Source organism: Lacunimicrobium album (assembly GCF_052161635.1).
GTDB lineage: Bacteria > Planctomycetota > Planctomycetia > Planctomycetales > Planctomycetaceae > SXPC01.
In genome coordinates, this window is the sequence record NZ_CP197413.1 from 3,397,354 (window position 1) to 3,423,489 (window position 26,136).

Consider the following 26,136-nt stretch of genomic DNA (forward strand, 5'->3'; position numbering starts at 1 on the left):
CTAGTGCGGTCGATCATTCGCGCCCTATCCAATGCCGGCCTATTTCATGATTGCGAAGAGGTGGCTCATGTCTGCTATCCCATTCCGAATCGTCCATACGTTTGTCTGTGTGGCTCTTGTCTGCCTTTCGATTTTGCCTCGACAGGGCGTGGCACAGGGGATCCTGCTGACTGAGGATCAGCATCGTCTTCCGTGGCCCATTCCTCGTCCGGAACCACGCCCTCTGCCTGAACCTGCCCTCACCTATGCGATCGAGTCTCTCAAGCTGGATGTGAAGATCAAAGACCAGATTGCTCACTGCCAGATTTCGCAGATATTCCACAATACCGGTTCCTCGCAGATTGAGACAAGCTTTGTCTTTCCCCTGGCTGCCTCGCCCTCTGATCTGACGTTTCTGGTCGACGGGAAAGAATACAGTGGCGAGCTTATGGATAAGGACAAGGCCCGCAAAATCTACGACGACTATGTCCGGCGGAATCGCGATCCGGCGTTGATCGAATGGGTGGGGCATGGGCTTTATAAAACGAGTGTCTTTCCCATTCCCGCCGGCGCCAAACGGACTGTCACGCTGAAATACGACCTGCTGATCAAGCAGCTGACACCAATTCGCGATGAGCAGGCGTTCGAACTGATGCTGCCGCTCAAAGGGGCGAAGTTCTCTTCTCACCCGCTCAAGGAATTCGCGATCAATGTCGACATTCAAACGACGCAGCCGATCGGCAATATCTACGTCAATGGCTATCAGGTGGAAGAAAAGCAGGTCAATGCACATCATTCGACAGTGAGCTACAAAGCAGAGAACACCATTCCTTCCACCGATTTCCGGATACTGTATGACGTCGGTGACAAGCTGCTTTTAACGCAGGGGATTTCGTACAAAAACAAAGCTGATGTCGACGGGTATTTCCTGCTTTTGGCTCGACCGAAATTTGACGTTCAACCCGAGCAGATCGCGAGAAAATCGATCGTCTTTGTGATTGATCGCTCGGGAAGCATGAACGGGAAAAAGATCGAGCAGGCAAAATCAGCCTTGAGCTTCTGCCTGAGCCATCTCAATAAAGACGACTTGTTCAACATCATTGCCTATGACACTCAGATCGAGCAGTTCAAGCCGGAGCTGCAGAAATTCAACTCGGAGAATCTTGGTCTGGCTCAGGCGTTTGTCGAACGCATTACTGATGGGGGGAGCACGAACATCAATGATGCGCTGACCGAGGCCGTCAAGATGTTTCAGAATCATGAGATGCCGTCTTATGTCGTTTTCCTGACCGATGGACTGCCGACGGCTGGGGAGCAGAACGAAATGAAGATTGCCAGGAACGTGCAGATCGCCAACGAACACCGGGCTCGGATCTTCTCGTTTGGGGTTGGCTATGATGTGAATAGTCGACTGCTGGATCGACTCAGTAATGACAACAACGGACTGTCTGAATATGTTCTGCCGGACGGCGATCTCGAAGGGGCCGTCAGCAGGTTTTATGCGGGAATCGCGAGCCCCGTTGTGACGGGAGTCAAACTGGCGTTCCGTGGGCTGGATGATCCGAACTCTGATCCGGTTGTCACACGAGTCTATCCTCAGACGCCGTTTGATATCTTCTCGGGCCAGCAGGTGGTTCTGGCGGGGCGTTACAAGAAGGAAATGAAAGCGGAAGTCGTCATCACAGGTCAGCTGGCAGGTCAGGAGAAGACGTTTACCTTTCCGATCCGCTTTGTCAGTCATGAAGAGTCTGCGAGCGAAAACCGCTTTATTGGCCAGCTTTGGGCGACTCGACGTGTCGCCTCGCTGATCGACCAGATTGATCTGAATGGCAAGAACCAGGAACTGATCGACGAACTGGTCAAACTGGCGACCGAATTTGGAATCATCACCCCTTACACCTCGTTTCTGGCGCAGGATGATGTGAAGTTGAGCGAGGTGGTGGAGAATCGCAAGCTGGCGACCATCCAACTCGACTCTCTCCAGGAGGCAGAAGGTGCCTCGGGCGTTCAACAGCGGGCTGAAAAGCAACGAATGTATAAGGCAGCAGCAGGTCAAGGCGCCGCCCCCGGTGGCAATGTGACTTACTTTAGTCTTGCCGAGAACAAACAGGTGGAACTGGTGGGTTGTAAGCAGATCGGCGGACAGACCTTCTTCCAGAAGCAAGGAATCTGGATGGAATCGAAGCTGACCGAAGAACAGCTGAAAAACGCGATCAAAGTCACGCCCTTCTCGAAAGACTATTTCCAGCTTGCTGACACGAATGACGAGGTCCGCTCATTCCTGTCGCTGGGCGAGAAGGTTTCCTTTGAATATGGCGGGAAAACCTACCTTATTGAAGCCGTTTCTACTGAGTCCAAGTAATATCAGCATGTCAATTCAAGATCGCATCAGGACGGTATCATCAACGCTGTCCTGATGCGATCTGTTTGCGCCAGGGAAAAGTTGTCAGATTCATGCAAAATTTGTAACAACGCTGAATCCTCACCGCTGTGAGAGGCGTATCTGAGTGAGAACCGTTCTCGGGACGTGCTGGATTCGGTACGTCTGCGATTGAGAACGTCAAAAATCTCACCACCCGGGGGATTGCACGACCCCGGCTCAATTTGCGATGATCCCTTGGTGCTCTGTCTACGTTGCAGGAGAATGTGTACCTCTTGTTTGAAACACGTTGCAGAGTCCTGTGATGGATGCACCTGCTGAAAGGATGGACCATGTTTTTCCGACGCGTTAGCGTAATTGTCATGAGCGGCTGTCTCATGCTGGCGGCTCATGTTGTTAAAGCGGCTGATGCGCCGTTGTCAATTTTCCCCAGCGACACGAGTATTGTTGTGAAGCTGTCTTCTCCCAAGAAGGTCATCAAGAATCTGGCTGACGCTGTCAACCTGGTTCAACCGGGCTTTGGTGGGATGGTCGAAGGCCAGGCGACGAGCATTGGTGTCGGTATCTCGAATCCGACGCTCCAGGGTGTCGACATGGAGAAGAACTGGTGGATGGCGGTCTTCATGGTTGAAGACTCGGAACCACAAGTTGTCTTCGCGATCCCAGCGACTGATGTCGATGACATGGAAGATGCGATTGATGAATCATTCACCTTCGTGAAGAAGGATAACTGGGGGATTTACTCAGAAGACGAAGACGCTGTCAAACGCATTCAGAGCGTGATCAGCGGCAGTGGAAAATCAATCGAAGCCGCTCTGACAGGTAAGCTGCTGTCGAACTTTGATTCGGGCGATCTGTCGATCTATGTCAACACCCCGACTCTGGTCGCTCTTTACAGCGAACAGCTCGATCAGGCTGTGGAAGAAGCCAAGGGTGAGATCGCCAACATGGAGAAGGAAGACAACCCTGCTCTGGCGAGTGTCGACCTCGGCTTCCTCAAGGAAAATCTTCCTAAGCTGTTCGACAAAGGTGTCGAGGCTTTGAAAGACAACGTCGGCATGGTTTTGACCCTCAATGCCAATCCAAAGGGTCTCCAGATCAACAAGGTTCTGGTTCAAAAGCCATCGTCTGATTCTGCCAAATTCCTGAGCGGAATCACCTCAGCCAATATCGATCCCCTGCTCGTCAGCCTGCCTGCCAACCAGCCTGTTTATCTCGCCAGTTCTGTCGATTTCACCAAGGCGGCTGTTCACATTTACGATCTGATGGGAACTGCAACGACCGATGAAGAGATCAAGACTGCGATTGCCAACATGAAGTCTGCTCTTTCAGGTACGACGAGCAAAGGCTTCTCTGCTGCGGTCGGACTGGGCAGCATGGAAGAAGGGGTTCTGCGAACCTACGGCGTTCAACTCGTGACACCTGCGACCAAGATGAAGGGTGTTGTCAAAGATGCTCAGAAGCTCGCAGGCCTGTTTAACGGCGGTGAACTTCAGCAGGAAATGACCTACGAAGAGAACAAGGAAAAGGTAAGCGGCAAATCTGTTGATATCATGACCGTCACACAGAGCTTCGAAAATCCACAGATGAGCCAGATGACCGAGCAGATCACCAAGATCATGTACGGCCCTGAAGGCATCACGACCCGCATGATGTATCTGGACGAAGGAATTCTCCAGAGCATGGGTGGCGGCACTGCTGGCATGGAAGAAACCTACCGTGCATTCACAGCCAAAGAGAATCTGAAATCAGGCTCTGCTCTGGCTCGTGACCGTGCTGCTCTGCAATCGAAGCTGGTCTTCGTTGAACTGCTCGACTTCGTCTCGATTGCTGCCAAAGGTGCCGTCATCGCTGCTGAGTCAGGCCAGGTTCCCCTGCCGATCTCACCGGAGCAAATCGAATCGATTGAAATTCAGCCTTCGTACGTCGGCATGTCTCTTGCCATCGAAGACAACGCGATCGAAGGGCGACTCAACATTCCGATCGAACAGATTCAGAATGGGATGAAGTTCGGCATGTCCATCATGCAAATGATGCAACAGGAAGCCAACTGAAACTGATTGACCGTTAAAGCACAAATCCGCAGTCATTGTAAAATGGCTGCGGATTTTTTTATGTCTGGTTGTTTGCGCGAATGTTCCCAGTTCCAAATTGAGCCAGCGCGTACTACAAAAGTCGTGCCATGTTCACAGCTTTGGGTGAGCATGCTGTTTTGTTTGATGTCGGAGCGTCCAGAACATGCTTGCCCAAAGCTGCAAGCATGGCACATTGGGTGGGAAACTCGCGGGGTTAGATGGGACTGGTATTATTCCATGATCTGGAATCAATCCGGATGCCAGCCTTCGAGAACGACGTTCAGCTTCACTTCACGACTGTCACGAAGAATCCTCACCGGGATAGTCTCTCCGGGCTGATGCTTCTGGATGGCCTTGATCAGCTCATCAAAGTTCCTGATCGGATCATCTCCAAAAGCAATCACGACGTCTTGTTCAAGCATGCCGGCTTTCGCGGCGGCGGAATTCGCGTTGATCATCGACAGTCGGCATTCATCTGGTCCGTTCATTCCCTGCACACCGAGTCGGGCAGGACTTCGTCGGTGGATCTCCAGATTCGGCTGATAGGACTGTATCTCTTCCAAGGCAGAGAGCGCGATCGGGGCACCGTCGACCAGATAAATTCGACGGAGCGAACCGAGCCTGTGGAGGGCTTTCAATCCTGGCTCGCCCCCCTTCCAATCATGACCGATGACGACGTCGACGCCGATGCGCTGAATCATGCGGTTCTCAAAGGGGACACGTCTCGTGACCGATTCCGTGAAGACGACAATTCCGCCGAGTCGACGGATCTTTAAAATCAGGGCCTGCTCTGCAACCAGGCTGTTCTGGTCGTAAATGTATTGGATCTTATCCACAATCAGAGGCTGCGTGGATTGGCTGAGAGTTTCGAAGGCGGTTTCGATTTTGTCTGTCAGTGCATCGTCGCCGAGCATGAGACTCTCGACATAAAGATGTTCGAGAACAGACACGGCGCGAAAGGCTGTCTCCGCTTCCGGGTTCGAGCAGGCTTCGACAAGGCTGGGAATCGAGTCGACCCCCAGTTGATAGAGTTCTTCGGTCGCCTTTTGACGTTGGAAGTAATCGTCACTTTGAAGCTGCTTGAGATAGACAGCCGCGGATTCCTGCGTCAATTCGGGCCGAGGCGTGACTGGCAGCGGTTGTGGCGGCTGGGCCAACGCGGTGATCGTCAGCAGGCAGGGGGTCAGGAAACTGGTAGCAGTGAATCGGAACATCAGCATAAACCGTCCTCGTCATGTCGAGGTCTGAAGTGACTGAGAGCATTGCGCACGCTCGGGAATCAATTCTTCGAGAGCCTTCATTCTACGATCAGGCATGCCGCGTGGCGAGAGGAACCTGCGGGATCTGCCGCGTTTGAGCCTCTGAAGCAGTGGAATCGGGGAACACCATGTTGCGCAGACGAAGGACGGGAAACTCAATCATCTCCGCCATCACCTTCCCGACAAACGCGGAGATGACCAGTGAGATCGACAGTTCCACGACAGCCGAGGTGGTCCCGAATATCGCCATGAAGATCGGCGTGATCCACCAGATGACGGGCATATGCCACAGGTAAATTGAATAGGAAAACGTGCCGATGTAGGCCAACTGTTTGAGAACTCCCCGATCCGCCAAGGGGGTTATGAGAAGTGACATGAGGATGCCCCCCGAGGCGATCGCGAAACCAGACAGCCCCCATGTCACCAGCCAGGGGGTTGTTTCCTTCGGCCAGAGGAAGGCAGGTGCGAACAGGCACAATGAACCGGACAGAACCAGCCAGCGGTATCGTTTGAAGAATGCTTTCGTTTGCGTCGGATAGAAATGCCAGCTGTATGACAACAACACCCCGAGCGAGAGGGAATCGGCTCGCAGATGCGATGGCAGTGCTGACGACTGCCACGTTCCATCGAACGAAGCGACGCGAAAGAACGGCAGCGCGACACACAAACTGATCAAGAGAGATGGAAGCACACGCAATGGCTGGGCCGTTCGACGCTGCACGAGGTACGCGATCAGAAAGCTGATCGCCAGATAGAAGTGTTCTTCAACCGCGAGGGTCCAGGTATGGTTCCACAAGCGGCCCAGATAATTCTGCAGGAACAGCGTCTCGCCGAAGAACTGCCTCCACGTCGGAAACTGCCCCTGCAGCATTCCCGGGATCAGGCAGAGAAAGAAGAAGACATAGAAGGCCGGATAGATCTTGAGGCCACGACGTGCCAGAAATCGTCCGACGCGGATATCGCCGGTTGACTGATACTCGCGAAACAAGAGTCCCGAGACGAGAAATCCGCTCAGCACGAAGAACAGGTCGACGCCGATCCACCCGCCCATCTTTAAGGTCGACAGCCATTCTGGACAGCTTGCTTCTGCGGAGATGTGATTGGCGATCACTAGCGCACAAGCGAGCGTTCGGAGGAGATCCAGTGAAAGCAGGCGTGTGTTCGACATGAGGCGATGCCTCTGGAGAAGTCGTGGGAATGAATATCCTGAGGCTCAGTCTTCAAATAGATACCTGACACGAGATGTAGGGTGCTGGTGAGTCTTCGAACCGCACCAAAACGAGGTTCGATTCCACAATTGGTGCGGTTCGCAAAGCCTCACCAGCACCCTACAAGTCACGAGAAGACTTCCTCAACTCGCTCTGCTTGTATCAAAGCACTGTGCTACAGACACAAAAACACCCCGAGAATCAGGGGCCTCGGGGTGTTTTGTGTGGATCGGTTCGTCGAATCGGATTAGCGATTCAGGAATCGTTCGCGGAGCCAGGCGTTCTTACGACGCTCGAGTTCGGCCCAGCGTGCAAAGAAGCCGTCGTTGTTACGAACAACGCGAGGCTCACGGGCTTGAACGCTGTTGCTTTCGGTCGAGACCGACAGAAGGAGAGCCGTAGCGGCCAGAGTAGCGATGATAACGCGTCGCATGGGAGTCACTTTCATGAGGATCCAGGAGGGACCAGAGGCAGGGAGCCCGTCATGGGAATCGACGAATCGTGTAAGAATTACACCGATCGACGAGCCCATTCGACAGTCTCAACGAAGCTATGCTATCGACGAGTCTTTCGTGACGAGGCGCGTGAAACCCCGAGAATTACCACTCAAAACCTAACCCTGAGGTCGCTCATAACAGACACAAGCGTTGTACCAGATGGTCGGAATGGTCCGATTGAACGCAGGGGAGCGGTCGCCATGTCTGGGCGCTTGGCCTTGTTGGCCGGAGTCGATTGAAGTAGTTTCGCAGCCCGATCCCCGACCACGGCAGCATCATGGACCGATGTCTGCTCACCACGATTTCAGTTTGACGAACTAACAATCATGCAACACCCGCGTGTCATCAGGATGATGGCCTCTAGCACGGTTCTGGCGATCTGCCTGGCCGGATGCAGCGGGTTAGGTTCGTCGAGACTTGATACTCGCATCAGTCCCAGCCAGCTCTTCAAATGGCCTGGCACCTCGACGGCCAAAGTCGCGAAGCGGGAAACACTGGAAGACCCGTTTCTGCCGGAGCCAAACACAGCGGTCGCCGGTGCGAATAAGTCAACGAGCAAAGCTCCTGAACAGACATCAGGCTTATCGACCGAGGCGCTGGTCCTGTTCGAAACTGAATTCCGGGATGCCTCCCCTGAAGAACGACAAGAGTGGATGGAGCACGTCAAAAGTGTTCCGCCAGACATGGTCCCGCAGATTCTGCGTGCGCGAAGACTCGCGCTGCAAAAGGCCGCGCTGGCCAGTCAGCCTGCCAGTCACGGGATGACGAGCCCTGGTTCATCGCTGGCATCCGGGCATTCGATCAACAACGTTTCGCCGTGGGCGTCACGCCCGATGGAAGCGGATAGTCTGGCAGCCAATCAAAATTCGATGCCGATGCAGAACTCGATGAGGGCACCGGTTGGTTTCGGCGCGCTCGAAACAATCGATGAGCAAAGTCCCGATGCGGATTTCCGACCAGCCTCCTTCGGCAGAGAATTCAGCGCCCCTTCTCCTCTGGAACGTCGCTATCTGCAGATCCAGGGACAGGAGGTCTCGCCAAGCCTTCCGAATGATCCTCGACAGAACGATCCGCGTCAAAGTGACCCGCGACAGAACTATCCGCAGCAGGAGATGCAACTTGTTGATGGCGTGATGCCACAGCCAGCGAATGCGTCTCTCGACAATGCTCCACAGATGCCGATGATCAATTCGGGCTATCAGCGCGACATGCTCAGTCAGCCGATCATGCAGCCTGCCCCGGTCGTGATGCCGCCCCATGGCGATGTCTCGATGTGGAACATGCAACTCACGCAGTTGATCTCACTGGCGGAAGCAGAAGCCGCCGGACTTCCCGCTGGGACGACTCCCGAACAACGTCGCAATTACATCGCCAAACACGTCTATCTGCGGATGCTCTATCTGATGGGCGACCAACAGGTCCGTGCACTTTCTGCGATCGAGGGGATCGACACTGCTGACCAGGAATTCTGGCAACAGATGTTCTGGGCGATGTCGAATTATTTCGACGAGAAGGGACTGCCCGACGCCTCTGATCGTGCGTCCCAGACGATTGCCCAACTGACAACCGCCATCGATCGACTTCAACAACAAGCCAGACTCGAACTCCACAACGTCAGCTTCTCGCACAAGATTGATGGCTTTGGCAACTTCCAGCGTTTCAATCGCGACGAATTCAAAGCCGGTCAGCCAGTGCTCGTCTACGGCGAACTTCGTAACTTCAAGAGCGAACCGAATCCTGAAGGGCTCTTCCGCACGACGGTCAAATCACGGATCGAGATCTACAAAGCCGGCCCCAGCGGCGGACTCGTTTACACTCAAGACTTCCCCGCCACCGAAGACCTCTCCAGCAGCCTGCGTCACGACTATTATCACAGCTATTTGCTGCACCTTCCCGAAAACCTGACTCTCGGCCCACACATCTTGAAGCTCACCGTCGAAGACCTGCAAAGCCAGAAGATCGCGACGTATTCGCTGCGGTTTGGGGTGAATTGAGTCTTGGTTTGGAACGACGTAGGGTCCGCTGTGCGGACCGTTGAACGATGTTCAACTTATCTGGCATCATTGAGATGACTTAGAAGTGCGTTGACGATTACCTTGATACCATCGCGAATTGATGGTCCGCACAGCGGACCCTACACGACATCTCGCGCCTTGAATTGCAGCAAAGTGATGAACTGAGAAAACCGGACGTATTGCTCGTACTCATGGCGCTCTTCCGAAGTTAATTCACCTCGATTGGAACGCTCAGCGAGATAGTCCACTCGCTCCTGAAGATCATGATCTGCTCGCATACGGAGGAGGCGCTGCGCGACCTCGGGGGTCAGGCAGGCGCCTACTGGTTCCATCAATCGATCAATTGCGATACTCGTACTCATGTGAGAATTGTACCGCTACGTCGAATTGAAGTCACGCAGTTTCCAACGCGATCATCTCTTCATAGGTCTCACGCTTGCGGATGACCTTCACTTCGCTGCCGTTGACGAGAATCTCTGCGACGCGAGGTCGGCTGTTGTAGGTGCTGCTCATTGTTGAACCATACGCCCCAGCCGAGAAGATGCACATCAGATCGCCACGCTGCATGTCGGGGAGATAGCGTCCCTTCGCGAAGTAGTCGGACGATTCGCAGATCGGGCCAACGACGTCGGCTGGCTGCAGGCCTGGGATCTCGGCTTCAAAATCCTTCGGCAGGTCGCCGTCGAACTTGACCGGCCAGACTTTGTGGAACGAGTCGTACATGGCGGGGCGGACGAGGTCGTTCATGCCGCCGTCCTGGATGTAGAACAGTTTGCCACCTTCACGCTTGGTGTAGATCACTTCGCTGATCAGCACGCAGGCGTTGCCGATGATCGAGCGACCTGGCTCGAGCGCGAGACGACAGCCGAGGGCTTTGATCGTCGGCACGATGACTTTCGCATACTCGCTGGCGGGGGGAGCTTCGCTGCCGCGGTAGGACAAGCCGAATCCACCACCCAGGTTCACCCAGTTGATCTCGTGACCTTGTGATCGCAGGTGGTTGATGACTTCCGCTGCTTTGGCAACCGCCTGGGCATACGGATCGACCGTCATGATGGGCGAGCCGATGTGCAGGTGAATGCCGATCAGCTTCAGGTGTGGATCCTTGAGGACTTTGGCAGCCAGTTCGTTGTGGCGCTCGATGTCCATCCCGAACTTGTTCCCCTTTTTGCCGGTCGTTGTCTTAGAGTGGGTCTTGCCATCGATATCGGGATTGAGTCGCAGCGCAACCGGCCCGACGACACCCATCTCCGCAGCGATCCGCGAGATGGCATCGAGCTCGGCTTCACTTTCGACGTTGAACATCAGGATCTTGCACTTGAGGGCATAGCGGATTTCGTCATCCGTTTTGCCAACGCCAGCGAAGACGACGCGCGTCGTATCGGCACCGGCTTTCTCCACGCGATACAGTTCGCCCCCCGAGACAACATCAAAGCTCGAACCCGCCGTATTCATGCTCTTGAGCACGCCCAGATTGCTGTTGGCTTTGACGGAATAACAGATGACTGGATCAGTTTCCTTGAAGGCATCCTGAATCGCTTTGAACTCGCTGAGAAACTTGTTCTCCGAGTAAATCCAGACCGGCGTCCCATACTTGGCTGCAATCTCGGCGACCGGAACATCTTCGCAATACAGCTGACCGTTTTTGTAGTTGAAGGCTTCCATCAGTTCTTTTCTGAAAATACTTAGCCCCCGACGAGTCGCCGGGGGCATTGCGTGATGAAGTAATATGTTGTTTCAAATTCAAGTCGCTGCAGGTGGTTTCCCCGGCAGGATCTCTGCCACCTTGAAAACCAGCGGAGACAGACCATCGAATGGCATCGTCACTGAATCCTGCTCCGCATAGATATGGCAGTTCTTGTAGATCGATTGTCCGCTGTTCGCATCCGTGTATGGCTCGCTGTAGGCTTCAATCACGCGATCGACAAGATTGACGATCCAGTAGTTAGATATACCAAACTCAGCGTAGAGTGAAAGCTTGGATGTGCGATCGAACTCCAAACTGTTCTCCGACACTTCGATGACGTAGACGTATTCTTCCGGACTGGGTTCTCGATGATCGTACTGCCGAAGCGGTCTTGCCAACACGCAAAGATCTGGATCAGGCGCGTTGTCTAACCCCATCTCGACAGTGCTCCGAATATACACAGTCCAATGCTCACGTGGGAGATGCCTCATGAGCATCCCGGCAAGCTCTGACGTACACCAACCGTGCTTATAGTCAGTCTTGTACGACAACAAGATCTGTCCGTCGATCAGTTCCGTTCTTGGTTTCTCAGGAATGATTCCTGCGTCTGCCATCTTCCAATAATCACTTACTGAAAAAAGCAGACGCCGATCCTCCGGGATCTGCCGCTGCCGCTCGATGGTTGGATCGACACTAGTTGACATTGAAGTCTCCTCAAAAGAGTGGCGCTCCCTTAGTATACTCCAACGAGTCATGCTGACCGATTCAACTGAGTGGCAAAGGCATCTTGAACTTTGCAAACAACCAAAACCATAACCGGTTTAACTGGCTCTCAACCGAAAACGGAGATTCTGCCGCACTGCGAGCTTAAGTACGCGTTCAAGCTCTCGAAGTTCCACTACAACCGAGGCTCGTTCAATCAGTTCGTGATACGCGTCGTCACGCTCATTGATTTCATCTGCAAGAACGATGCAGATTGCGCGTCCTTCTGCGGGGTCATGCCAAGTTGCCATAGTCTCGAATTCCTACTCGTGTTCATATGAATCTTGGTCGAAGTCTTCAGGAACTTCGCGATTCCATCCAAACTCACGGAGGGACGTAACATTCAAGCTCACGGCAATATCGTCGAGTAAATCCATATTCTCCATAAGCATCTCACCTGCGACCCTAAATTTAGTGCCGCGAAACTTACCAGAGAATATTGGGTAGATTCCACGACTCATAGTTGGCCCTCAGCAATATGATTTGAGTGCGTTTCGGAGGAATCGCTACACAGCCCCCCGATGCTTCGACAGCAGCTCCGCGATCTGCACCGCATTCGTCGCAGCCCCTTTGCGCAGATTATCACTCACGCACCAGAACGACAGCCCATTCGGGCTGGTCAGGTCTTTGCGAACCCGGCCGATGAAGACTTCATCGCTGCCATCGCTGGTGCTCGGAAGTGGGTACTGGCCGGCTGCCAGATCGTCGATCACGGTGATGCCGGGGAACTTCTTCCAGGCCTCGACGGCCTGCTCGGGACTGATCGGTTCGGCTGTCTCGACGGTGATCGTCTCGCTGTGGCAGTTGGCAACCGGGACGCGGACACAGGTGGCGTTGACGAGGATGCTATCGTCGCCGAGGATCTTACGGGTCTCGTAGACCATCTTCATTTCTTCGCTGGTGTAACCTGCTTCTTTCGGGCCGCCGATTTGTGGGATCAGGTTGAACGCGACCGGGTGCTTGAAGACTTTGTAGTCATACTTCTCACCGGCCAGAAACGACTTCGTTCCGTCGACAAGATCGGTCGTTCCCTGCAACCCGGCTCCGCTGGTCGCCTGGTAGGTGCTGACGATGACCCGCTTGACGGGCGAAAGATCATGCAGCGGCTTGAGCGCGACCGCCATCTGGGTCGTCGAGCAGTTCGGGCTGGCGATCAGCCACTTGGCGTTGAGGGCGTCCTGGGGATTGATCTCGGGAATGACGAGCGCGACCTTGGGGTCCATCCGCCAGTAACCGGACTCATCAATGACGATGGCGCCCGCTTCGGCGGCGGCTGGCAGGTAATCTCGCGCGACGTCATCCGGCGTCGAGGCGATCACGAGGTCGACCCCCTGGAAGCAATCCAGCGTCAGTTCTTCGACTGTGTATTCTTTCCCCTGGAACGTCAGTTTCGTGCCCGCGTTGCGTTTCGACGCCAGGAATCGGAACTTCTCGGCTTTGAAGTTCCGCTTTTCGAGCAGTTCACGAATGATGGAACCAACAGCTCCCGTTGCTCCGATGACAGCGACAGTCTTGAACACGACGTACTCATTCCTCAGTAGGGTGCTGGTGAGGCTCTGCGAACCGCACCAAATGGATAACAAATCCGAACGAAAATCACGAAATCCACCGAATCGCCCACTCTATCCGATGCGTTTGCTCACTTCAAACGTATCAGCAAATCGAGCATGCGAAATTTCCGCCGACAGGCCGACAATAGTATGCCAATCGACTTTCCCATGCTATTATGCCTGATTCCCCGCACGACAATGGGCGAAGCGAAGTTTTGCCCCATTCTTCCTTGAGGGGAGCGGTTTGATGTCCCTTCCCCCCTTGAGGGGAGCAGTATTGCGTCCCTTCCCCCTTGAGGGGAGAAGGTGCCCGAAGGGCGGATGAGGGTGGGGCATAGGCACTCAAACGCTTTCCTATACTCCTTCCGCGTCAGACATCAACGAACATTCTCACTCCATTCTCAACACGGACATCGGCTCGGCATGAAGATTCTGGTCATTGGTCAAGGCGGACGCGAACACGCACTCGTCTGGAAGCTCGCTCAATCACCCAAGGTGACAGAAGTTTACTGCGCCCCAGGCAACGCCGGGACCGCAGTCGATGCGATCAACGTTCCGATCAAAGCCACCGACATCCCTGCTCTGATTAAGTTCGCGCAAGAAGAGAAAATTGACCTGACGATCCCTGGCCCGGAAGCCCCTCTGGTCGCCGGCATCGTCGATGCCTTCAAAGCCGCGGGGCTGACCGTCTTCGGCCCCAGCAAAGCCGCCGCTGAACTCGAAGGCAGCAAAATTTTCTCCAAGAACCTGATGCGCAAAGCCAAAGTACCGACGGCGGAATTCGCGGCCTTCAATTCAGCCCAGGACGCGCTGAATTACCTCGATGGCTACGAAGCCCAGATCCGCAAGCAGGCTCAACTCTACAAAACCGGCGAGCACCGTTCTCCGCGCAAAGCCACCAAGTCGGTCGTCGTCAAAGCCGATGGACTCGCGGCTGGCAAAGGGGTCTCGGTCTGCGATTCGATTGACGAAGCCAAAGACGTCGTCCGACGCATGATGTTCAATAAAGAGTTCGGAGCAGCTGGCGAGCGGATCGTCATCGAAGAGAAACTCGAAGGCCAGGAAGCCAGTATTCTCGCCCTCGTCGACGGCAAGACGATTGTTCCGCTGGAATCGTCTCAAGATCACAAAGCCGCTTACGACCGCGATCAAGGCCCGAACACTGGCGGCATGGGGGCTTACAGCCCGACTCCGCTGATCACCGACGAAATCATGGAAGAGATCATCCAGGAGATCCTCATCCCGACCGTCCACACGATGCGCAAAGAAGATCGCCCTTTCACCGGCATTCTTTACGCAGGGATCATGCTCACCAAGTACGGCCCGAAAGTCCTCGAATACAATGTCCGCTTAGGCGATCCCGAGACGCAGCCGATTCTGATGCGTCTGAAAAGCGATCTCGCCGAACTCCTTTACGCCGCCGCCAAGGGTGAACTCCATCAGCACCCCGGCTTGGAGTGGGATCCACGCCCTGCTGTTTGCGTCGTCATGGCTGCGGAAGGCTATCCCGGCCCTTATGAAAACGGCAAAGAAATCCGCGGTCTGGAAGAAGCCGCTCAGATTGAAGACGCCAAAGTCTTCCACGCAGGGACCAAACTCGTCGACGGCAAAGCTGTCACCGACGGCGGCCGAGTCCTCGGCGTCACCGCCCTCGGGGCTGACCTCTCGGAAGCCAAGCTGAAAGCCTATCAGGCCGTCAAACCGATCCGCTGGGAAGGGGCCTGGTGCCGCAAGGATATTTCGGATAAGGCGAGAATGTTTGTGGAGCGGGAGAATTAGGTTTTCACCTGTTTGTGTCCTGGCGAGTCTTTAAGTGACTCGCTAGGGAAGGTGGTCTTTGGGAATAGAACGCTGTCCAGGTCCACGAATGTGCGTAACAAAGACGGTCGTCCCGTCAACATAATAGACAATGCGATAAACTCGCCCTTTACGGGTGCTAAAAAGACAATTTCTCAGTTCGACGCTCGCGTACTTATTCTCCGGTGCAATCGCAAACGCGAAAGGTTGCCGTTCGATGAGATCCAGCGCAGCCTTCCTTGCGATATCCCACGATCGTGCACCAGCGACAGACCTTGCGCCAATCCAGTCAATCATGGATACGGAATTCCGTATTGCTTCACTTGTGAGCTGGATCTTCCAACTCATTCCGAGAGCCCCGACAATCGCTCTTCCATCAGGCGTTCAAACTCATCACGTGAGACCACTCGCCCTGCCCCTACGTCAGCCAAACCACGATTTAAGGATTCCAGGCTTTCCTGCAGTTCGGCATCTTCCGTAACCGCATCTTCGAACGCATTTTCAAGCGCCACCTGCAATAGTTCGTCCACGCTTTCAAACTGCCCCGTTTGCATTTTCTGTTCGATCATTGCAACGGTTTGTGGGCTCAGGTCGATACTCATGACAGGGTTCCTTTCAGTGCTTACAATCATACCACTGGAAAAGTTCAAGTCAAAAGGCGATCCATGCCCACCCTCGAAGACCTCACCCGCCCCTTCGCCCTGCTCTCTCTTCTCCTCACCATCGGCGTGCTCCTCTTCATTCTGCAACTTGTTCTGCTGCTCAGCCCCCGGCTCAACCGTGGCTTTCCCATGGCCAAAAAGGCGATGCGCTGGATCGCGTACGCCTGGCTTGCCACCATGTTTCTCCTCACCGGCCTCATCGTCGCCGGATATCGATAGAAGAATGCTGGGGCGACTTAACCCGGGCTACCCTGACTTTCTCGTGTGGTGAAACTCCTCGGCGATCCTCAAAAAATTCCCCAGCAGCGCATGTCCGCATCCCGTCAAGATCGACTCCGGGTGGAACTGCACCCCAAACGTCGGATGCTCGACATGCTGCAGCCCCATGATCACCCTGCGCTCGTCCTGCGTTCTCGCTGTCACTTTCAGACACTCCGGTAACGTCGACTCCTCGACTACCAGCGAGTGATAACGCCCTGCTTCAAACGTCTTCTCGATCCCCTCAAAAAGCTTCGTTCCATCATGCTCGACGACCGACGCCATCCCATGCATCGGCTGCTCATCCCGAACCACGTTCCCCCCAAACGCCTGCCCGATCGCCTGATGTCCCAGGCAAATCCCCAGCATCGGCGCCACTCCAGACAGCTGTCGAATCACCTCCAGCGACACTCCCGCTTCATTCGGCGTACAGGGCCCGGGCGAAATGATGATCGACGAGAACCTCGACGCAACAATCTCCCCCACTGATATCGCATCATTTCGCGCGACAACAACGCCACGTCCCAACTCGCGCACATACCGCGCGAGGTTGAACACAAAGCTGTCATAATTATCAATCAACAACACATCACTCATCGCGACCATCTATTCCCGGATTCTATGCCACAGAGGTCACAGAGGACTCAGAGACAAAAACCAATCTCCTCTAAAAATCTACTCTCTTCCTATCTGTGTCCATCCGTGTTTATCTGTGGTTCCTCTTCTTTCTCCGTGCCCTCTGTGAACTCTGTGTCTAAACCCCTCCCTCACCCAAACGCCCGCAGCATCCCCGCCGCCTTATCCAGCGTTTCTCGATACTCATCCGCAGGGTTCGATCGACACGTCACGCCGCCTCCCACTGGCAGCGTCAACCACCCACCTGCCTGCGAGATCGTGCGGATCAAAATACTCGAGTCAAAATCCCCGTTCCAAGACCGCCAGAACAGCGACCCGCAATATGGCCCGCGCGGCAGACGCTCCAGTTCCGTAATGATCTCCATGGCCCGGATCTTCGGCGCCCCGGTGATCGATCCCCCCGGAAAGGTCGCCGCCAGCAGATCCCAGACATCCCGCCCCGGCTCGAGCGTTCCCGTCACCTCCGAAACCAGATGCTGCACCGTTTCATACTCTTCCACGATGCACAACTTCGGCACCCGCACCGACCCCGGCTGACAGACCCGCGACAGATCATTCCTCATCAGATCGACGATCATGATGTTCTCCGCCCGGTCTTTGGCCGACGTCGCCAGATCCTCGCGCTGATACAGATCCGCTTCCGGTCGATGCAATCGACGACGTGTCCCCTTGATCGGCCGGGTCGTTACTTGCCCACCCGTCACCTGAAGAAACCGCTCCGGCGACGACGAGACAATCCCCCAGCCATCCCCCTGCAGCAGCGCTGCAAACGGAGCCGGGTTCGTCCGACGCAGCGTCTCATAAAGCTCCAGCGGCGGCCGCTCCGCTTTCAACCAGAACTGCTGAGAAAGATTCGCCTGAAAAATATCACCCGCCCGAATGTACTCAATAACTCTCCGAACCGCCTCTTCATACTCTTGTTGATCGAAGTTCCCAAGAACCGACAATCCCTCCCGAACACTCACCCTCTTCAAGGCGAGCGGGGGGTGTAAACCCCCTGTCCCTTCGATTCCCAATCCAAGCTCACCACTCCGAGTACGACCAGACCTCAGACGATTTATGATCCCCTCCACTTCCCCACACAAACCCTCCCTCACCACCAGCCGACACGTCCCCTCCACATGATCCCAGGCAACCACCCAGGGATAAACCCCCACCTGCATCGCCGGGATCGGCAGCCCCTCGAACTCCGCCGTTGACAACTTCTCAAACGCCCGCCCGACTTCATAAGACAGATGCCCCGCGATCCCTCCCTGAAACGGCGGCAACGCAGGATCACTTTCCATCGCGTACTCAAGGGACCACCGGCGCAACGTCTCGAACGGATCACTCCCCTGCTCGACCGCTTCCAGCGTCACCGTCTCAACCGGCTCCGCCATCAAATATGAATACCGCGACAGCGCCCCACCCGACGTCACCGACTCCAACAGAATCAACCCACGCAACCCGGACAGCGATTTCGCTGCTTCAACCGGCCGCAGCCCCGCATCCAACATCTCGATCTTCAATGGCAACATGCCCCAAAGCGTACGACGCCAGACTCCCCCGCGACAAGCGACTTCCGCTGATTCTCAAAGAATAGGTAGGGTGCTGGTGAGTCTTTGAACCGCACCAATTGTGCATCCAGAATCGATCACCGTTTGAACCCACATTTGGTGCGGTTCGCAAAGCCTCACCAGCACCCTACTCCCATGCTGCTCTCCGCGAATTCTGCGTTCCCACCTTCTTTTCATGCACCGACTTCTCCGGCACGGTCAGGAACCCCCATTGGAGCGCCTCGTCCTGTGTATACGCTTTTCCCAGCGTCAGCGCTGTCATCGCCTTACACAGTTCGTATCCCAGATAAAACGCATGGCTGGCATCAACGGGCTTGGGGCTCGCTGTCATCGCCTGGGCGAACAGTTCATAGGGGTCGACTCCCTGCCAATGCCCGTCGCGGTTCATCAGATGCAATGAGTCGCTCGTCTTGTAGACGCGGTAATTCGGGTCTTTTAATTCCCCCGCCATCTCCGCCAGTCGCTCGGGACTCAAATCCCCCAACCTCGGATCCCGCAACATGACCAAGTCCGACGACAAATGCTTCGGCAGCGTTTTGTTCTGGATGGCATGCCACGTCTGACGCCTCGCCAGATCGAACTCACGCACGGCTGACCGCGCCCAGTTGATCACCTGTGTCGTCAAGACACTTCGAATTCCGATCTCCTGACAAAACCCGGCGAGCAGCAGATTCATCCCACCCGTGTCTGCTTCTGTCAGTTCTGTCAGATTCCCGATCCCCATCATGATTTCGACATCCGGATAACGACGGCGCGTCTCCAGATAACGCCCCAGCGAGTTCGCAAATCCAAACCCGATCGGCTCCACAATCGGATCGAGTCGAAATCGTCGCCCCGCATCGCGCAGCCGCGTTAATGTTGGCTCCAGGGTGTCGATATTCCGAATGTCATCGGGAATGACGACCCACTCGACGTCGAGATCGACTGCCCAGTCGATGTTCGTCCCGTTACAACTCAGGACCAGCTCCGCCCCCGCCTCGACGGCAGCGGTGACTTCCGTTCGGTCAAAGCTATCCACCGAAACCCGCAACTCACGGCTGCGCAGTTCGCGCACGACCTTACCGATGTCACCCCACGTTTCTCCAGGAATACATCCCAGGTCAATGAAATTCGCCCCGTCCGCTGCATAGCTCTCCGCCATGACAATGATCTGTTCCACCGACATCCGGGGTGCGTGATTGATCTCCGCCAGAATCTCAATGTCATACGCGGTCAGCGCCGGCACCGCTTTCGACCCGCGCTGAAAATACTCCGGCAGGTCGAGAATGTTCTTCGGCCCTCGATAGACCGGAATCTGGTATCGCTCCGAGACGGCAGTGATTTCCCCCTGCACCCAGCCCGGCAGGACGATCATATCGACTCCCGGCAGTTCGCCCGGCAGCTTCCGCAGCAGCCAGTCGACATGAATCAAAGCCGCCACCGAAATCCCGAGTTCGAGCACGTCCGCGACAAAGCCATACTTTTCGGCCAGCGATGATGAGATGTCATGCACCGACGAAGAGGCCAAGTGTCCAGTAATAAACAGGACGCGTTGATTCGCCAGTTCAGAGGGTCGGGGGAAGTTCGTCATCTCACGATTATCTTAGCGAACCACGCCACCATTCACGTTGATGACCTGCCCCGTAATAAAGGAGGCTTCTTCAGAAACCAGAAAACGGGCCATATGGGCAATATCACGAGGAAGCCCCCATCGCTTTAAGGGCGTTTCATCCCTGACCCGTTTCTGCCAGACGTCACTGGCGGTTTCCCCCCAAGCCGTCTGAATCCAGCCGGGGGCAATGCAGTTGATGCGCACTTCGGGAGCATACGTGCACGATAATGAACGTGTCAGCCCCATAATGGCGTTCTTGGCGGTCGCAAAGAGTTCCCCCGAATCTCCCTCCATGCCCCGATCAGCCTGATCCCAACCAATATTGAGGATCACCCCGTGACCCATGTCGCGGAATTTTGCTGCAAAGGTGCGTGAGATCAAGGCAGTCGCCGTGACGTCGATTTCAAGAAGAAGCTGCAGTTTCTGTTCATACGAAGAAGTTTTTAAGTCGCCCGTCAGCAAGTCGACTCCCGCATTGTTGACGCAGATGTCAAGGCGGGGAAAGTGTTTACGTGCTGATGCGTAGATGCCGTCGCGGACGCTTTCGTCGCGTAAGTCCCCCAAAACCGTCGTAACATGTCGCCCCATTGATGCGATTTGGTCTGCTGTTTGCGATAGCAAGTCAGCAGACGCTCGGGTATGGATCAACAGATCAGCACCCGCTGCGGCTAACTCAAGAGCAATCGCTCGCCCGATACCACTTGCCGCACCAGTCACCAAAGCTGAGCGGTTAGATAAATCGCAGAAGCTAGACAGTTTTTCGTTCATAAAAGCATCTACAATCTTCGACATCTAGTGTGGGATTCGCATTCGCGAGAGGTGTGGTTTTCCGACGCGGCAAAACGTCGCAGCCCCTAACATGTTTATTCAATGGCACTTACACAATCTTTATCTTTGTGAAATGTCGATGAAATAGAAACAACAGGCGTTGACGTATTCATAAGCCGATCTGATAATAATGCCAACTGGTCGGAGCAGTTGGTACACCAAAACGAAGTCTTCGAGTTAGTACGTCACACGAACGAAAATATCCCCAAATATTTTCCGAAATCTGTGCAAATAACATCTTGATCATTTTGTCAAATGAAAATATATTGAAGGGACCGAGGTAAGACCAGTTCGACACAGATCGAACAACAAACCTCGCCCCTCATTTCACAGATAACCTCTTTTCATAACAGGAAGTTCCAATGTCTACGATCGTAGAAAACCCAGCGACCCTGGCCGTCAACTCTGTTGCCCCAGTCGCAGCTCCACAACAACCTATGACGGGTCTGCCAACTGATCTCGAAAAAGACCTCGTCCAGGTCTTCAAGCTCCTGGCTGACGAAACCCGTCTCCGCATCCTGGCTTACTTATTCCGCGAAGGCGAACTGCACGTTTCGGCCCTCTGCGAGCGTCTCCAGCAAAGCCAACCAGCCGTCAGCCACCACCTGGCCCTGCTGCGTGTCTCTGGCGTCATCGAAGTTCGTCGCGACGGCAAGCACAACTTCTACTCAATCAAGACCAGCCGTCTGCAGTACCTGTTCGAAGACCTCTTCAACGTCATTTCAAAAGATGCCAACGGTGCTGTCAACTTCAGCGGCCTGAAGATCACCCGTGGCTAATCCGTTACGGGCTCTTGCATAAGCAGAGCCTCACACGACCGACTCACGAAAAGCGACCAAACCAGTCTCATGACGGTTTGGTCGCTTTTTCTTTGGCCAGTGAGTTTTTCTTTGGCATCCGGAGTGGTAAGATTTTCGCGTTTGATCGGAATTGCGGGCACACGGTGGTCAATCAGACCACGACAGGACACAGTGGCGACACGGGCCACTTTACAGGAGCAATGCGTTGAGCGATTTCATCGCCCGGCTGGGGCTTGAAGATGGGACTATTTTCCGCGGAACGTCGTTCGGTGCCACCGGAGAAATCAGCGGAGAGGTCGTCTTCAACACAAGCATGACCGGCTATCAGGAAATCCTGACCGATCCGTCCTATTGTGGACAGATCGTGACGATGACCTATCCCCAAATCGGAAACTACGGCATCAATGCCGAGGATGTCGAAAGCAACAAGCTCGCTCTGCGCGGATTCATCTGCCGCGAACTCTGCGATTTCCCCAGCAACTACCGCTCGACCAGCAAGTTGTCTGATTACCTGAAAGAAAATGGCGTCATCGCCATGCAGGGGATCGACACCCGTGCCCTCGTCAAGAAACTGCGCACCAAAGGCGCCCTGACCGGCGTTCTCACGACCGAGTCAATCAGCGATGAAGAACTGATCGCCCGCGCCAAAGCCGCCCCGAAACTCGTCGGCCACGATTACGTCAAGGAAGTCGTTCCTGGCGAAACTCGTTCGTGGACTGAAAAACTAAACGAGCTGGCGTCACTGACAACCATCCCCGTCGGCGGCAAGAATGCAGGCGGCAAGCAGTTCCATGTCGTCGCTGTCGACTACGGCATGAAGTACAACATCCCTCGCCACCTCGCCGAAGCAGGCTGCAAAGTCACGATCGTCCCCGGGACAGCGACTGCAGAGGATATCCTTAAGCTGAACCCCGACGGCGTCTTCCTCTCCAACGGCCCCGGCGATCCCGAGCCACTCGTCTACGCGATCGACACGATCAAAGACCTCCTCGGCAAAAAGCCGGTCTTTGGCATCTGCCTGGGTCAACAACTCCTGGGACTGGCACTGGGCGCGAAGACCTACAAACTCAAATTCGGCCACCGCGGTGCCAACCAGCCTGTCTTGAATAAGAAGACCGGGCGCGTCGAAATCACCAGCCAGAACCACGGGTTTGCCGTTGATGAGAGCACCCTCCCCTCCGGGGCTCAGGTCACTCATATTAACCTCAACGACAACACCGTCGCCGGTATCGAACACGCTGGCCTCAAAGCCTTCGGCGTCCAATACCACCCGGAATCCTCCGCTGGTCCCCACGACAGCCGATACCTCTTCGACCAGTTCGTCGACCTGATGAAAACCAACTCATAGGCGAGCGGGCGGGAGCAAGGAGTTCACTCTTGTCGAATAGACGAGAGTGAACGACGCGGTAGTCCTCTCAGGAAAACAACTCCCTGTCCCTTGTGCATCCAACCCAAACGATACGTTTGAGTACGACAACAGCCCCACTCTTCAACCTAAACATCTTCACCCAACAACCAACCAAACACCCCCGAGGAACTCATGGGTCTCGAACGCACTCTCATTCTCTTCAAACCTGACGCCGTCATGCGACAACTCTGCGGCAAACTGCTGACCCGTCTGGAAGACCGAGGCCTCAAGGTCGTCGGCCTCAAGATGCTGCAGATCACTCCCGAGATGTCCAAACAACACTATTCGGAACACGTCTCTAAGCCATTCTACCCGCAACTGGAAGCCTTCATCACCTGCGGCCCGACGATCGCCGTTGCTGTCGAAGGACTGGAAGCCATCAAGGTCGTCCGCACGATGATGGGCTCGACGAATGCCCGTGACGCTGCCCCCGGCACGATCCGCGGCGACTTCGGTCAGTCTCGCCAGGTCAACCTGATGCACGGCAGCGATGGACCAGAAGCAGCCGCCAAAGAACTGAAGCTTTATTTCAAAGATGAAGAGTTCGTTAAGTATGAACTCGTCACGGCTGGCTACCTGATGGCTGACGACGAGAAGTAATCGAACCCTAACTTCAGACAACGCCTGCAGGGTCCGCTGTGCAGACCGTGAATTCGCGTTGTTGCCAGAAGTATCCAGATTTCTCGTTATCAGCTCTTAGGCACTGTCCAGGTTTGGGGGTCGATTGACGGTCCGCACAGCGGACCCTACGACCCGATGGCTGACGACGAGAAGTCATCGAAAATTGCGATCACCTGCTCAAGAGCCTGATGCGTCCAAGCATCAGGCTCTTTTCATGCGCAGTCGGGAATTGTCAAAGTTTTAATTTCGTGTGAGGCTGTTTTTTTGCGCCATCATTCCAGCCGACAGGCGACGTAGCTTGGCTATGACCCGAACTTTGTCCACGCATTGGCATCTCCGCCAATACGAAGTTCGTTGTCACCAATCACGCCTCAGGTTGGAGTCTCGATGATTACTGCTAACCGCTCACAAATCCAAAAAGTCCTCGCGAAAGTCGAACCGTTAAAAATCTGGCTGCGCCCGATGGGGAAGACGTGCAAGATTCGCCTGCATCGCCTGGAAGACGCCGCCTGGGTCCGCGCAGAACTGGTCGGGCATGACCTGGAATGCAGCAAAGCCCTCCCGGTCGCCGGAACCGAACAAGGCGTCCTGATCGTCAAACTCAACAGTCAGATTGACCACAGCAAACTTGAAGAAATCGTGAAGAACTTCGATGCCGTCACGTTGATGCACGATCCGGCGTAAGTTCGCTCGGCTAATCATGATGGAAGTCATGATTGTCGAGTATGGAATCAAAAACGGTTCCAGATGAACAGAATCAATCTTCACAAAACCTTAACACACGCCTGATAGCATGAATTTTGAATCAACATGGCAGGTTAAGTGTTGGAATCACGGCTGCCATCCCCGTAGCATAATCAGGACAAATGCGACTTCGCCCTGAGACCGCAGACATCGTGGAGGTCTGCGACGAATTCCACACACGTAAACATTGTCGATCTAAGACCCTGATGCCAACCCTGACTGGCGTACCGACGATGACAACGAAGGAACGACAAATCATGGACTTCGTCGGCCTGGACCTTGCCGATGGTCGCTATAAAGTGACCAGTAAGCTTGGCTCTGGCAGCATGGGGTTTGTGTTCAAAGCCTTCGACCATCGCCTCGAAACGACCGTCGTCATCAAAGTCCCCATGCGTGCCGGCATGGAAGACGAAGACTTCCGTCGCCGCTTTCTCCAGGAATCGCAGCTCCTGATTCGCTTGTCCCACCCGCACATCGTCCGCATTATCGATGTCGGCACCGCGGACGGTCTCCCGTATGTCGTCATGCAGTATCTCTCGGGGGGAACTCTTCGCGACCGCATGCTGGATACGACTGGCCAACCCAGGCCAATGCCTGTCGAGTCGCTGGAAGGCTGGCTGCGCGAAGTCGCCAAGTCGCTCGATTTCATGCACAATCAGGGGATCATCCACCGCGATGTCAAACCTGCCAACATTCTGTACGACGAGCATGGCAATGCTTACCTCAGCGACTTCGGCCTGACCAAGATCATGGACGATGCCGCCGACAAGGCGGGCTTGAAAAGCTCTGCGGCATCGACTGCGGCTGGCTTCGTTGTCGGAACGCCGAATTATGTTGCTCCTGAAATCGTCATGGGCAGTGACTATGACGGTCGAGCTGACCAATATTCCCTCGCGATCACCGTCTACGAAGCCCTCACCGGCAAAGCACCGCTCGAAGGCCCGACCGCCTCAGCGACGATGGTTAACCAGACCAACAAAATGCCCGCGATGCTTCACACAGTGAATCCCAAGGTTCCCGAAGCTCTCTCGCTGGTCATTCACAAAGCTCTCTCCAAACAGCCGGAGAAACGCTACTCCAGCAACTCCGAATTCGCGAACGCCGCCGTTGCTGCCCTTCGATCTCCTGGCGGGTCGCTCACAACGAACTCCGATACGGCCCTGCCCGCCAACCGCCCTCGCCCCGCAGCGGCCAAAGCAACGGCGACAATCAATGATGACATTCCATCATCCGCCTCCGCGCTCGGCCTCGACTCAGCCATCTTCACGGGCATTGTCTCCAAAGGCGTCCTGGGAAAAGTCCCCTGCCCTTCCTGTCAGAAGAAACTCCCTCTTCGCTCTGGCATGCAAGGCTATCGAGCCCGCTGTGCTCACTGTGGCTCACTGCTGGAAATTGGTCAGGATCTCGCCTCGTTGAGACTACTTAAAGAAGCAGAACCAGCCCTCACGGACGATGACTTTGATTTCACGCCGCGTGATACCAACCGCGGTATCAATAATCGCACGACGACAACTCGACGTCCCGCTGGTGGCCTTCCTTCCCGCACCAATGCCTCGGGTCTCAGCCGACGCCCACCAGCAAGCAAAGGGGCCGTCAAAACTGGCTCCGGGAAACGCAAGCCGAAGAAGGACGAGATGGTCCTCGAGGAAGAAGTCTTTGGCTGGAAAATCAGCAAGCCCCTCGCTGCGACGATCGGAGCAGTCCTGATCATCATGGTCGTTGGAGTCACCTCTGTTCTCGTCTTCCGAGAAACCAAGAAAGCGGACGAGAACAAAGCCCAGAATTACATCCCCAAGGCAACCGAACGCGACGCCTTTCGATAG

Annotated in this window: 22 protein-coding genes; 10 read left to right on the forward strand and 12 right to left on the reverse strand. The window is 55.0% G+C overall.

The window, feature by feature from the left end; translation table 11 throughout:
* The first annotated feature begins 67 nt into the window (after positions 1 to 67).
* Together SH248x_RS13410 and SH248x_RS13415 are read left to right on the forward strand one after the other, a co-directional pair.
* Positions 68 to 2,341 (forward strand): VIT domain-containing protein, encoded by a 2,274-nt coding sequence (locus SH248x_RS13410; RefSeq protein WP_459554790.1) that lies wholly within the window; start codon positions 68 to 70, stop codon positions 2,339 to 2,341.
* A gap of 380 nt (positions 2,342 to 2,721) precedes the next feature.
* Positions 2,722 to 4,413 (forward strand): hypothetical protein, encoded by a 1,692-nt coding sequence (locus tag SH248x_RS13415; protein WP_459554791.1) that lies wholly within the window; start codon positions 2,722 to 2,724, stop codon positions 4,411 to 4,413.
* A 269-nt stretch (positions 4,414 to 4,682) separates the two neighbouring features.
* Here SH248x_RS13415 and SH248x_RS13420 read toward each other — a convergent pair whose 3' ends face one another.
* From SH248x_RS13420 to SH248x_RS13430, 3 genes are all read right to left on the reverse strand, one after another.
* On the reverse strand, positions 4,683 to 5,654 hold the full coding sequence (locus SH248x_RS13420; RefSeq protein ID WP_459554792.1) for a PDZ domain-containing protein: 972 nt from the start codon (positions 5,652 to 5,654) through the stop codon (positions 4,683 to 4,685).
* 88 nt (positions 5,655 to 5,742) lie between these two features.
* Positions 5,743 to 6,861: an acyltransferase family protein gene (locus tag SH248x_RS13425; protein WP_459554793.1), complete on the reverse strand. Its 1,119-nt coding sequence runs from the start codon at positions 6,859 to 6,861 to the stop codon at positions 5,743 to 5,745.
* Positions 6,862 to 7,148: 287 nt separating this feature from the next.
* Complete coding sequence (locus SH248x_RS13430; protein ID WP_459554794.1) at positions 7,149 to 7,334, reverse strand: hypothetical protein; 186 nt, start codon at positions 7,332 to 7,334, stop codon at positions 7,149 to 7,151.
* Positions 7,335 to 7,724: 390 nt separating this feature from the next.
* Between SH248x_RS13430 and SH248x_RS13435 the strand changes: the two genes are divergently transcribed.
* Complete coding sequence (locus tag SH248x_RS13435) at positions 7,725 to 9,392, forward strand: hypothetical protein (protein ID WP_459554795.1); 1,668 nt, start codon at positions 7,725 to 7,727, stop codon at positions 9,390 to 9,392.
* A 140-nt stretch (positions 9,393 to 9,532) separates the two neighbouring features.
* On the opposite strand, the gene SH248x_RS13440 is transcribed toward SH248x_RS13435, so the two are convergent.
* From SH248x_RS13440 to SH248x_RS13455, 4 genes are all read right to left on the reverse strand, one after another.
* Positions 9,533 to 9,775, reverse strand: coding sequence for a hypothetical protein (locus SH248x_RS13440; RefSeq protein WP_459554796.1), 243 nt, complete (start codon positions 9,773 to 9,775; stop codon positions 9,533 to 9,535).
* A 31-nt stretch (positions 9,776 to 9,806) separates the two neighbouring features.
* A complete protein-coding gene (gene lysA, locus SH248x_RS13445) occupies positions 9,807 to 11,078 on the reverse strand; it encodes a diaminopimelate decarboxylase family protein (RefSeq protein WP_459554797.1) in 1,272 nt (423 codons plus the stop codon).
* Between the two features lie 78 nt (positions 11,079 to 11,156).
* Entirely contained in the window at positions 11,157 to 11,804 is a 648-nt protein-coding gene (locus SH248x_RS13450; protein ID WP_459554798.1) for a Uma2 family endonuclease, read from the reverse strand.
* Positions 11,805 to 12,368: 564 nt separating this feature from the next.
* A complete protein-coding gene (locus SH248x_RS13455; protein WP_459554799.1) occupies positions 12,369 to 13,382 on the reverse strand; it encodes an aspartate-semialdehyde dehydrogenase in 1,014 nt (337 codons plus the stop codon).
* A 453-nt stretch (positions 13,383 to 13,835) separates the two neighbouring features.
* Between SH248x_RS13455 and purD the strand changes: the two genes are divergently transcribed.
* On the forward strand, positions 13,836 to 15,191 hold the full coding sequence (purD, locus tag SH248x_RS13460) for a phosphoribosylamine--glycine ligase (protein WP_459554800.1): 1,356 nt from the start codon (positions 13,836 to 13,838) through the stop codon (positions 15,189 to 15,191).
* 362 nt (positions 15,192 to 15,553) lie between these two features.
* Here the strand turns inward: purD and SH248x_RS13465 are convergent, their stop codons facing one another.
* Positions 15,554 to 15,811 (reverse strand): hypothetical protein, encoded by a 258-nt coding sequence (locus SH248x_RS13465; RefSeq protein ID WP_459554801.1) that lies wholly within the window; start codon positions 15,809 to 15,811, stop codon positions 15,554 to 15,556.
* A gap of 63 nt (positions 15,812 to 15,874) precedes the next feature.
* Between SH248x_RS13465 and SH248x_RS13470 the strand changes: the two genes are divergently transcribed.
* Positions 15,875 to 16,090 carry a hypothetical protein gene (locus SH248x_RS13470; protein ID WP_459554802.1) on the forward strand — a complete coding sequence of 72 codons (216 nt, stop codon included), beginning with the start codon at positions 15,875 to 15,877 and terminating at the stop codon, positions 16,088 to 16,090.
* 27 nt (positions 16,091 to 16,117) lie between these two features.
* Here SH248x_RS13470 and SH248x_RS13475 read toward each other — a convergent pair whose 3' ends face one another.
* The 4 genes from SH248x_RS13475 to SH248x_RS13490 form a co-directional block, all read right to left on the reverse strand.
* Complete coding sequence (locus SH248x_RS13475) at positions 16,118 to 16,726, reverse strand: anthranilate synthase component II (RefSeq protein ID WP_459554803.1); 609 nt, start codon at positions 16,724 to 16,726, stop codon at positions 16,118 to 16,120.
* A 170-nt stretch (positions 16,727 to 16,896) separates the two neighbouring features.
* Complete coding sequence (pabB, locus tag SH248x_RS13480) at positions 16,897 to 18,282, reverse strand: anthranilate synthase component I family protein (RefSeq protein ID WP_459554804.1); 1,386 nt, start codon at positions 18,280 to 18,282, stop codon at positions 16,897 to 16,899.
* A gap of 166 nt (positions 18,283 to 18,448) precedes the next feature.
* The gene (locus SH248x_RS13485; protein ID WP_459554805.1) at positions 18,449 to 19,891 is read right to left on the reverse strand and encodes a DUF6513 domain-containing protein; all 1,443 of its coding nucleotides are present in this window, start codon (positions 19,889 to 19,891) and stop codon (positions 18,449 to 18,451) included.
* Between the two features lie 12 nt (positions 19,892 to 19,903).
* Positions 19,904 to 20,704 carry an SDR family NAD(P)-dependent oxidoreductase gene (locus SH248x_RS13490; protein WP_459554806.1) on the reverse strand — a complete coding sequence of 267 codons (801 nt, stop codon included), beginning with the start codon at positions 20,702 to 20,704 and terminating at the stop codon, positions 19,904 to 19,906.
* Between the two features lie 473 nt (positions 20,705 to 21,177).
* On the opposite strand from SH248x_RS13490, the gene SH248x_RS13495 reads away from it, so the two are divergent.
* The 5 genes from SH248x_RS13495 (at position 21,178) to SH248x_RS13515 (ending at position 26,136) form a co-directional block, all read left to right on the forward strand.
* On the forward strand, positions 21,178 to 21,519 hold the full coding sequence (locus SH248x_RS13495) for an ArsR/SmtB family transcription factor (RefSeq protein ID WP_459558615.1): 342 nt from the start codon (positions 21,178 to 21,180) through the stop codon (positions 21,517 to 21,519).
* A 226-nt stretch (positions 21,520 to 21,745) separates the two neighbouring features.
* A complete protein-coding gene (gene carA / locus SH248x_RS13500; protein ID WP_459554807.1) occupies positions 21,746 to 22,888 on the forward strand; it encodes a carbamoyl-phosphate synthase small subunit in 1,143 nt (380 codons plus the stop codon).
* A gap of 192 nt (positions 22,889 to 23,080) precedes the next feature.
* Positions 23,081 to 23,548 (forward strand): nucleoside-diphosphate kinase, encoded by a 468-nt coding sequence (ndk, locus tag SH248x_RS13505; RefSeq protein WP_459554808.1) that lies wholly within the window; start codon positions 23,081 to 23,083, stop codon positions 23,546 to 23,548.
* 408 nt (positions 23,549 to 23,956) lie between these two features.
* Entirely contained in the window at positions 23,957 to 24,253 is a 297-nt protein-coding gene (locus SH248x_RS13510; protein ID WP_459554809.1) for a hypothetical protein, read from the forward strand.
* A gap of 266 nt (positions 24,254 to 24,519) precedes the next feature.
* Entirely contained in the window at positions 24,520 to 26,136 is a 1,617-nt protein-coding gene (locus SH248x_RS13515) for a serine/threonine protein kinase (protein ID WP_459554810.1), read from the forward strand.

Excerpts from the sequence above, each read along its gene's own strand:
- SH248x_RS13410 (WP_459554790.1), top strand. The coding sequence starts at position 68 with ATGTCTGCTATCCCATTCCGAATCGTCCATACGTTTGTCTGTGTGGCT.
- SH248x_RS13415 (WP_459554791.1), top strand. The coding sequence starts at position 2,722 with ATGAGCGGCTGTCTCATGCTGGCGGCTCATGTTGTTAAAGCGGCTGAT.
- SH248x_RS13420 (WP_459554792.1), bottom strand. The coding sequence starts at position 5,654 with ATGCTGATGTTCCGATTCACTGCTACCAGTTTCCTGACCCCCTGCCTG.
- SH248x_RS13425 (WP_459554793.1), bottom strand. The coding sequence starts at position 6,861 with ATGTCGAACACACGCCTGCTTTCACTGGATCTCCTCCGAACGCTCGCT.
- SH248x_RS13430 (WP_459554794.1), bottom strand. The coding sequence starts at position 7,334 with ATGCGACGCGTTATCATCGCTACTCTGGCCGCTACGGCTCTCCTTCTG.
- SH248x_RS13435 (WP_459554795.1), top strand. The coding sequence starts at position 7,725 with ATGCAACACCCGCGTGTCATCAGGATGATGGCCTCTAGCACGGTTCTG.
- SH248x_RS13440 (WP_459554796.1), bottom strand. The coding sequence starts at position 9,775 with ATGAGTACGAGTATCGCAATTGATCGATTGATGGAACCAGTAGGCGCC.
- lysA (WP_459554797.1), bottom strand. The coding sequence starts at position 11,078 with ATGGAAGCCTTCAACTACAAAAACGGTCAGCTGTATTGCGAAGATGTT.
- SH248x_RS13450 (WP_459554798.1), bottom strand. The coding sequence starts at position 11,804 with ATGTCAACTAGTGTCGATCCAACCATCGAGCGGCAGCGGCAGATCCCG.
- purD (WP_459554800.1), top strand. The coding sequence starts at position 13,836 with ATGAAGATTCTGGTCATTGGTCAAGGCGGACGCGAACACGCACTCGTC.
- SH248x_RS13465 (WP_459554801.1), bottom strand. The coding sequence starts at position 15,811 with ATGAGTATCGACCTGAGCCCACAAACCGTTGCAATGATCGAACAGAAA.
- SH248x_RS13470 (WP_459554802.1), top strand. The coding sequence starts at position 15,875 with ATGCCCACCCTCGAAGACCTCACCCGCCCCTTCGCCCTGCTCTCTCTT.
- SH248x_RS13475 (WP_459554803.1), bottom strand. The coding sequence starts at position 16,726 with ATGAGTGATGTGTTGTTGATTGATAATTATGACAGCTTTGTGTTCAAC.
- pabB (WP_459554804.1), bottom strand. The coding sequence starts at position 18,282 with ATGTTGCCATTGAAGATCGAGATGTTGGATGCGGGGCTGCGGCCGGTT.
- SH248x_RS13485 (WP_459554805.1), bottom strand. The coding sequence starts at position 19,891 with ATGACGAACTTCCCCCGACCCTCTGAACTGGCGAATCAACGCGTCCTG.
- SH248x_RS13490 (WP_459554806.1), bottom strand. The coding sequence starts at position 20,704 with ATGTCGAAGATTGTAGATGCTTTTATGAACGAAAAACTGTCTAGCTTC.
- SH248x_RS13495 (WP_459558615.1), top strand. The coding sequence starts at position 21,178 with ATGACGGGTCTGCCAACTGATCTCGAAAAAGACCTCGTCCAGGTCTTC.
- ndk (WP_459554808.1), top strand. The coding sequence starts at position 23,081 with ATGGGTCTCGAACGCACTCTCATTCTCTTCAAACCTGACGCCGTCATG.
- SH248x_RS13510 (WP_459554809.1), top strand. The coding sequence starts at position 23,957 with ATGATTACTGCTAACCGCTCACAAATCCAAAAAGTCCTCGCGAAAGTC.
- SH248x_RS13515 (WP_459554810.1), top strand. The coding sequence starts at position 24,520 with ATGCCAACCCTGACTGGCGTACCGACGATGACAACGAAGGAACGACAA.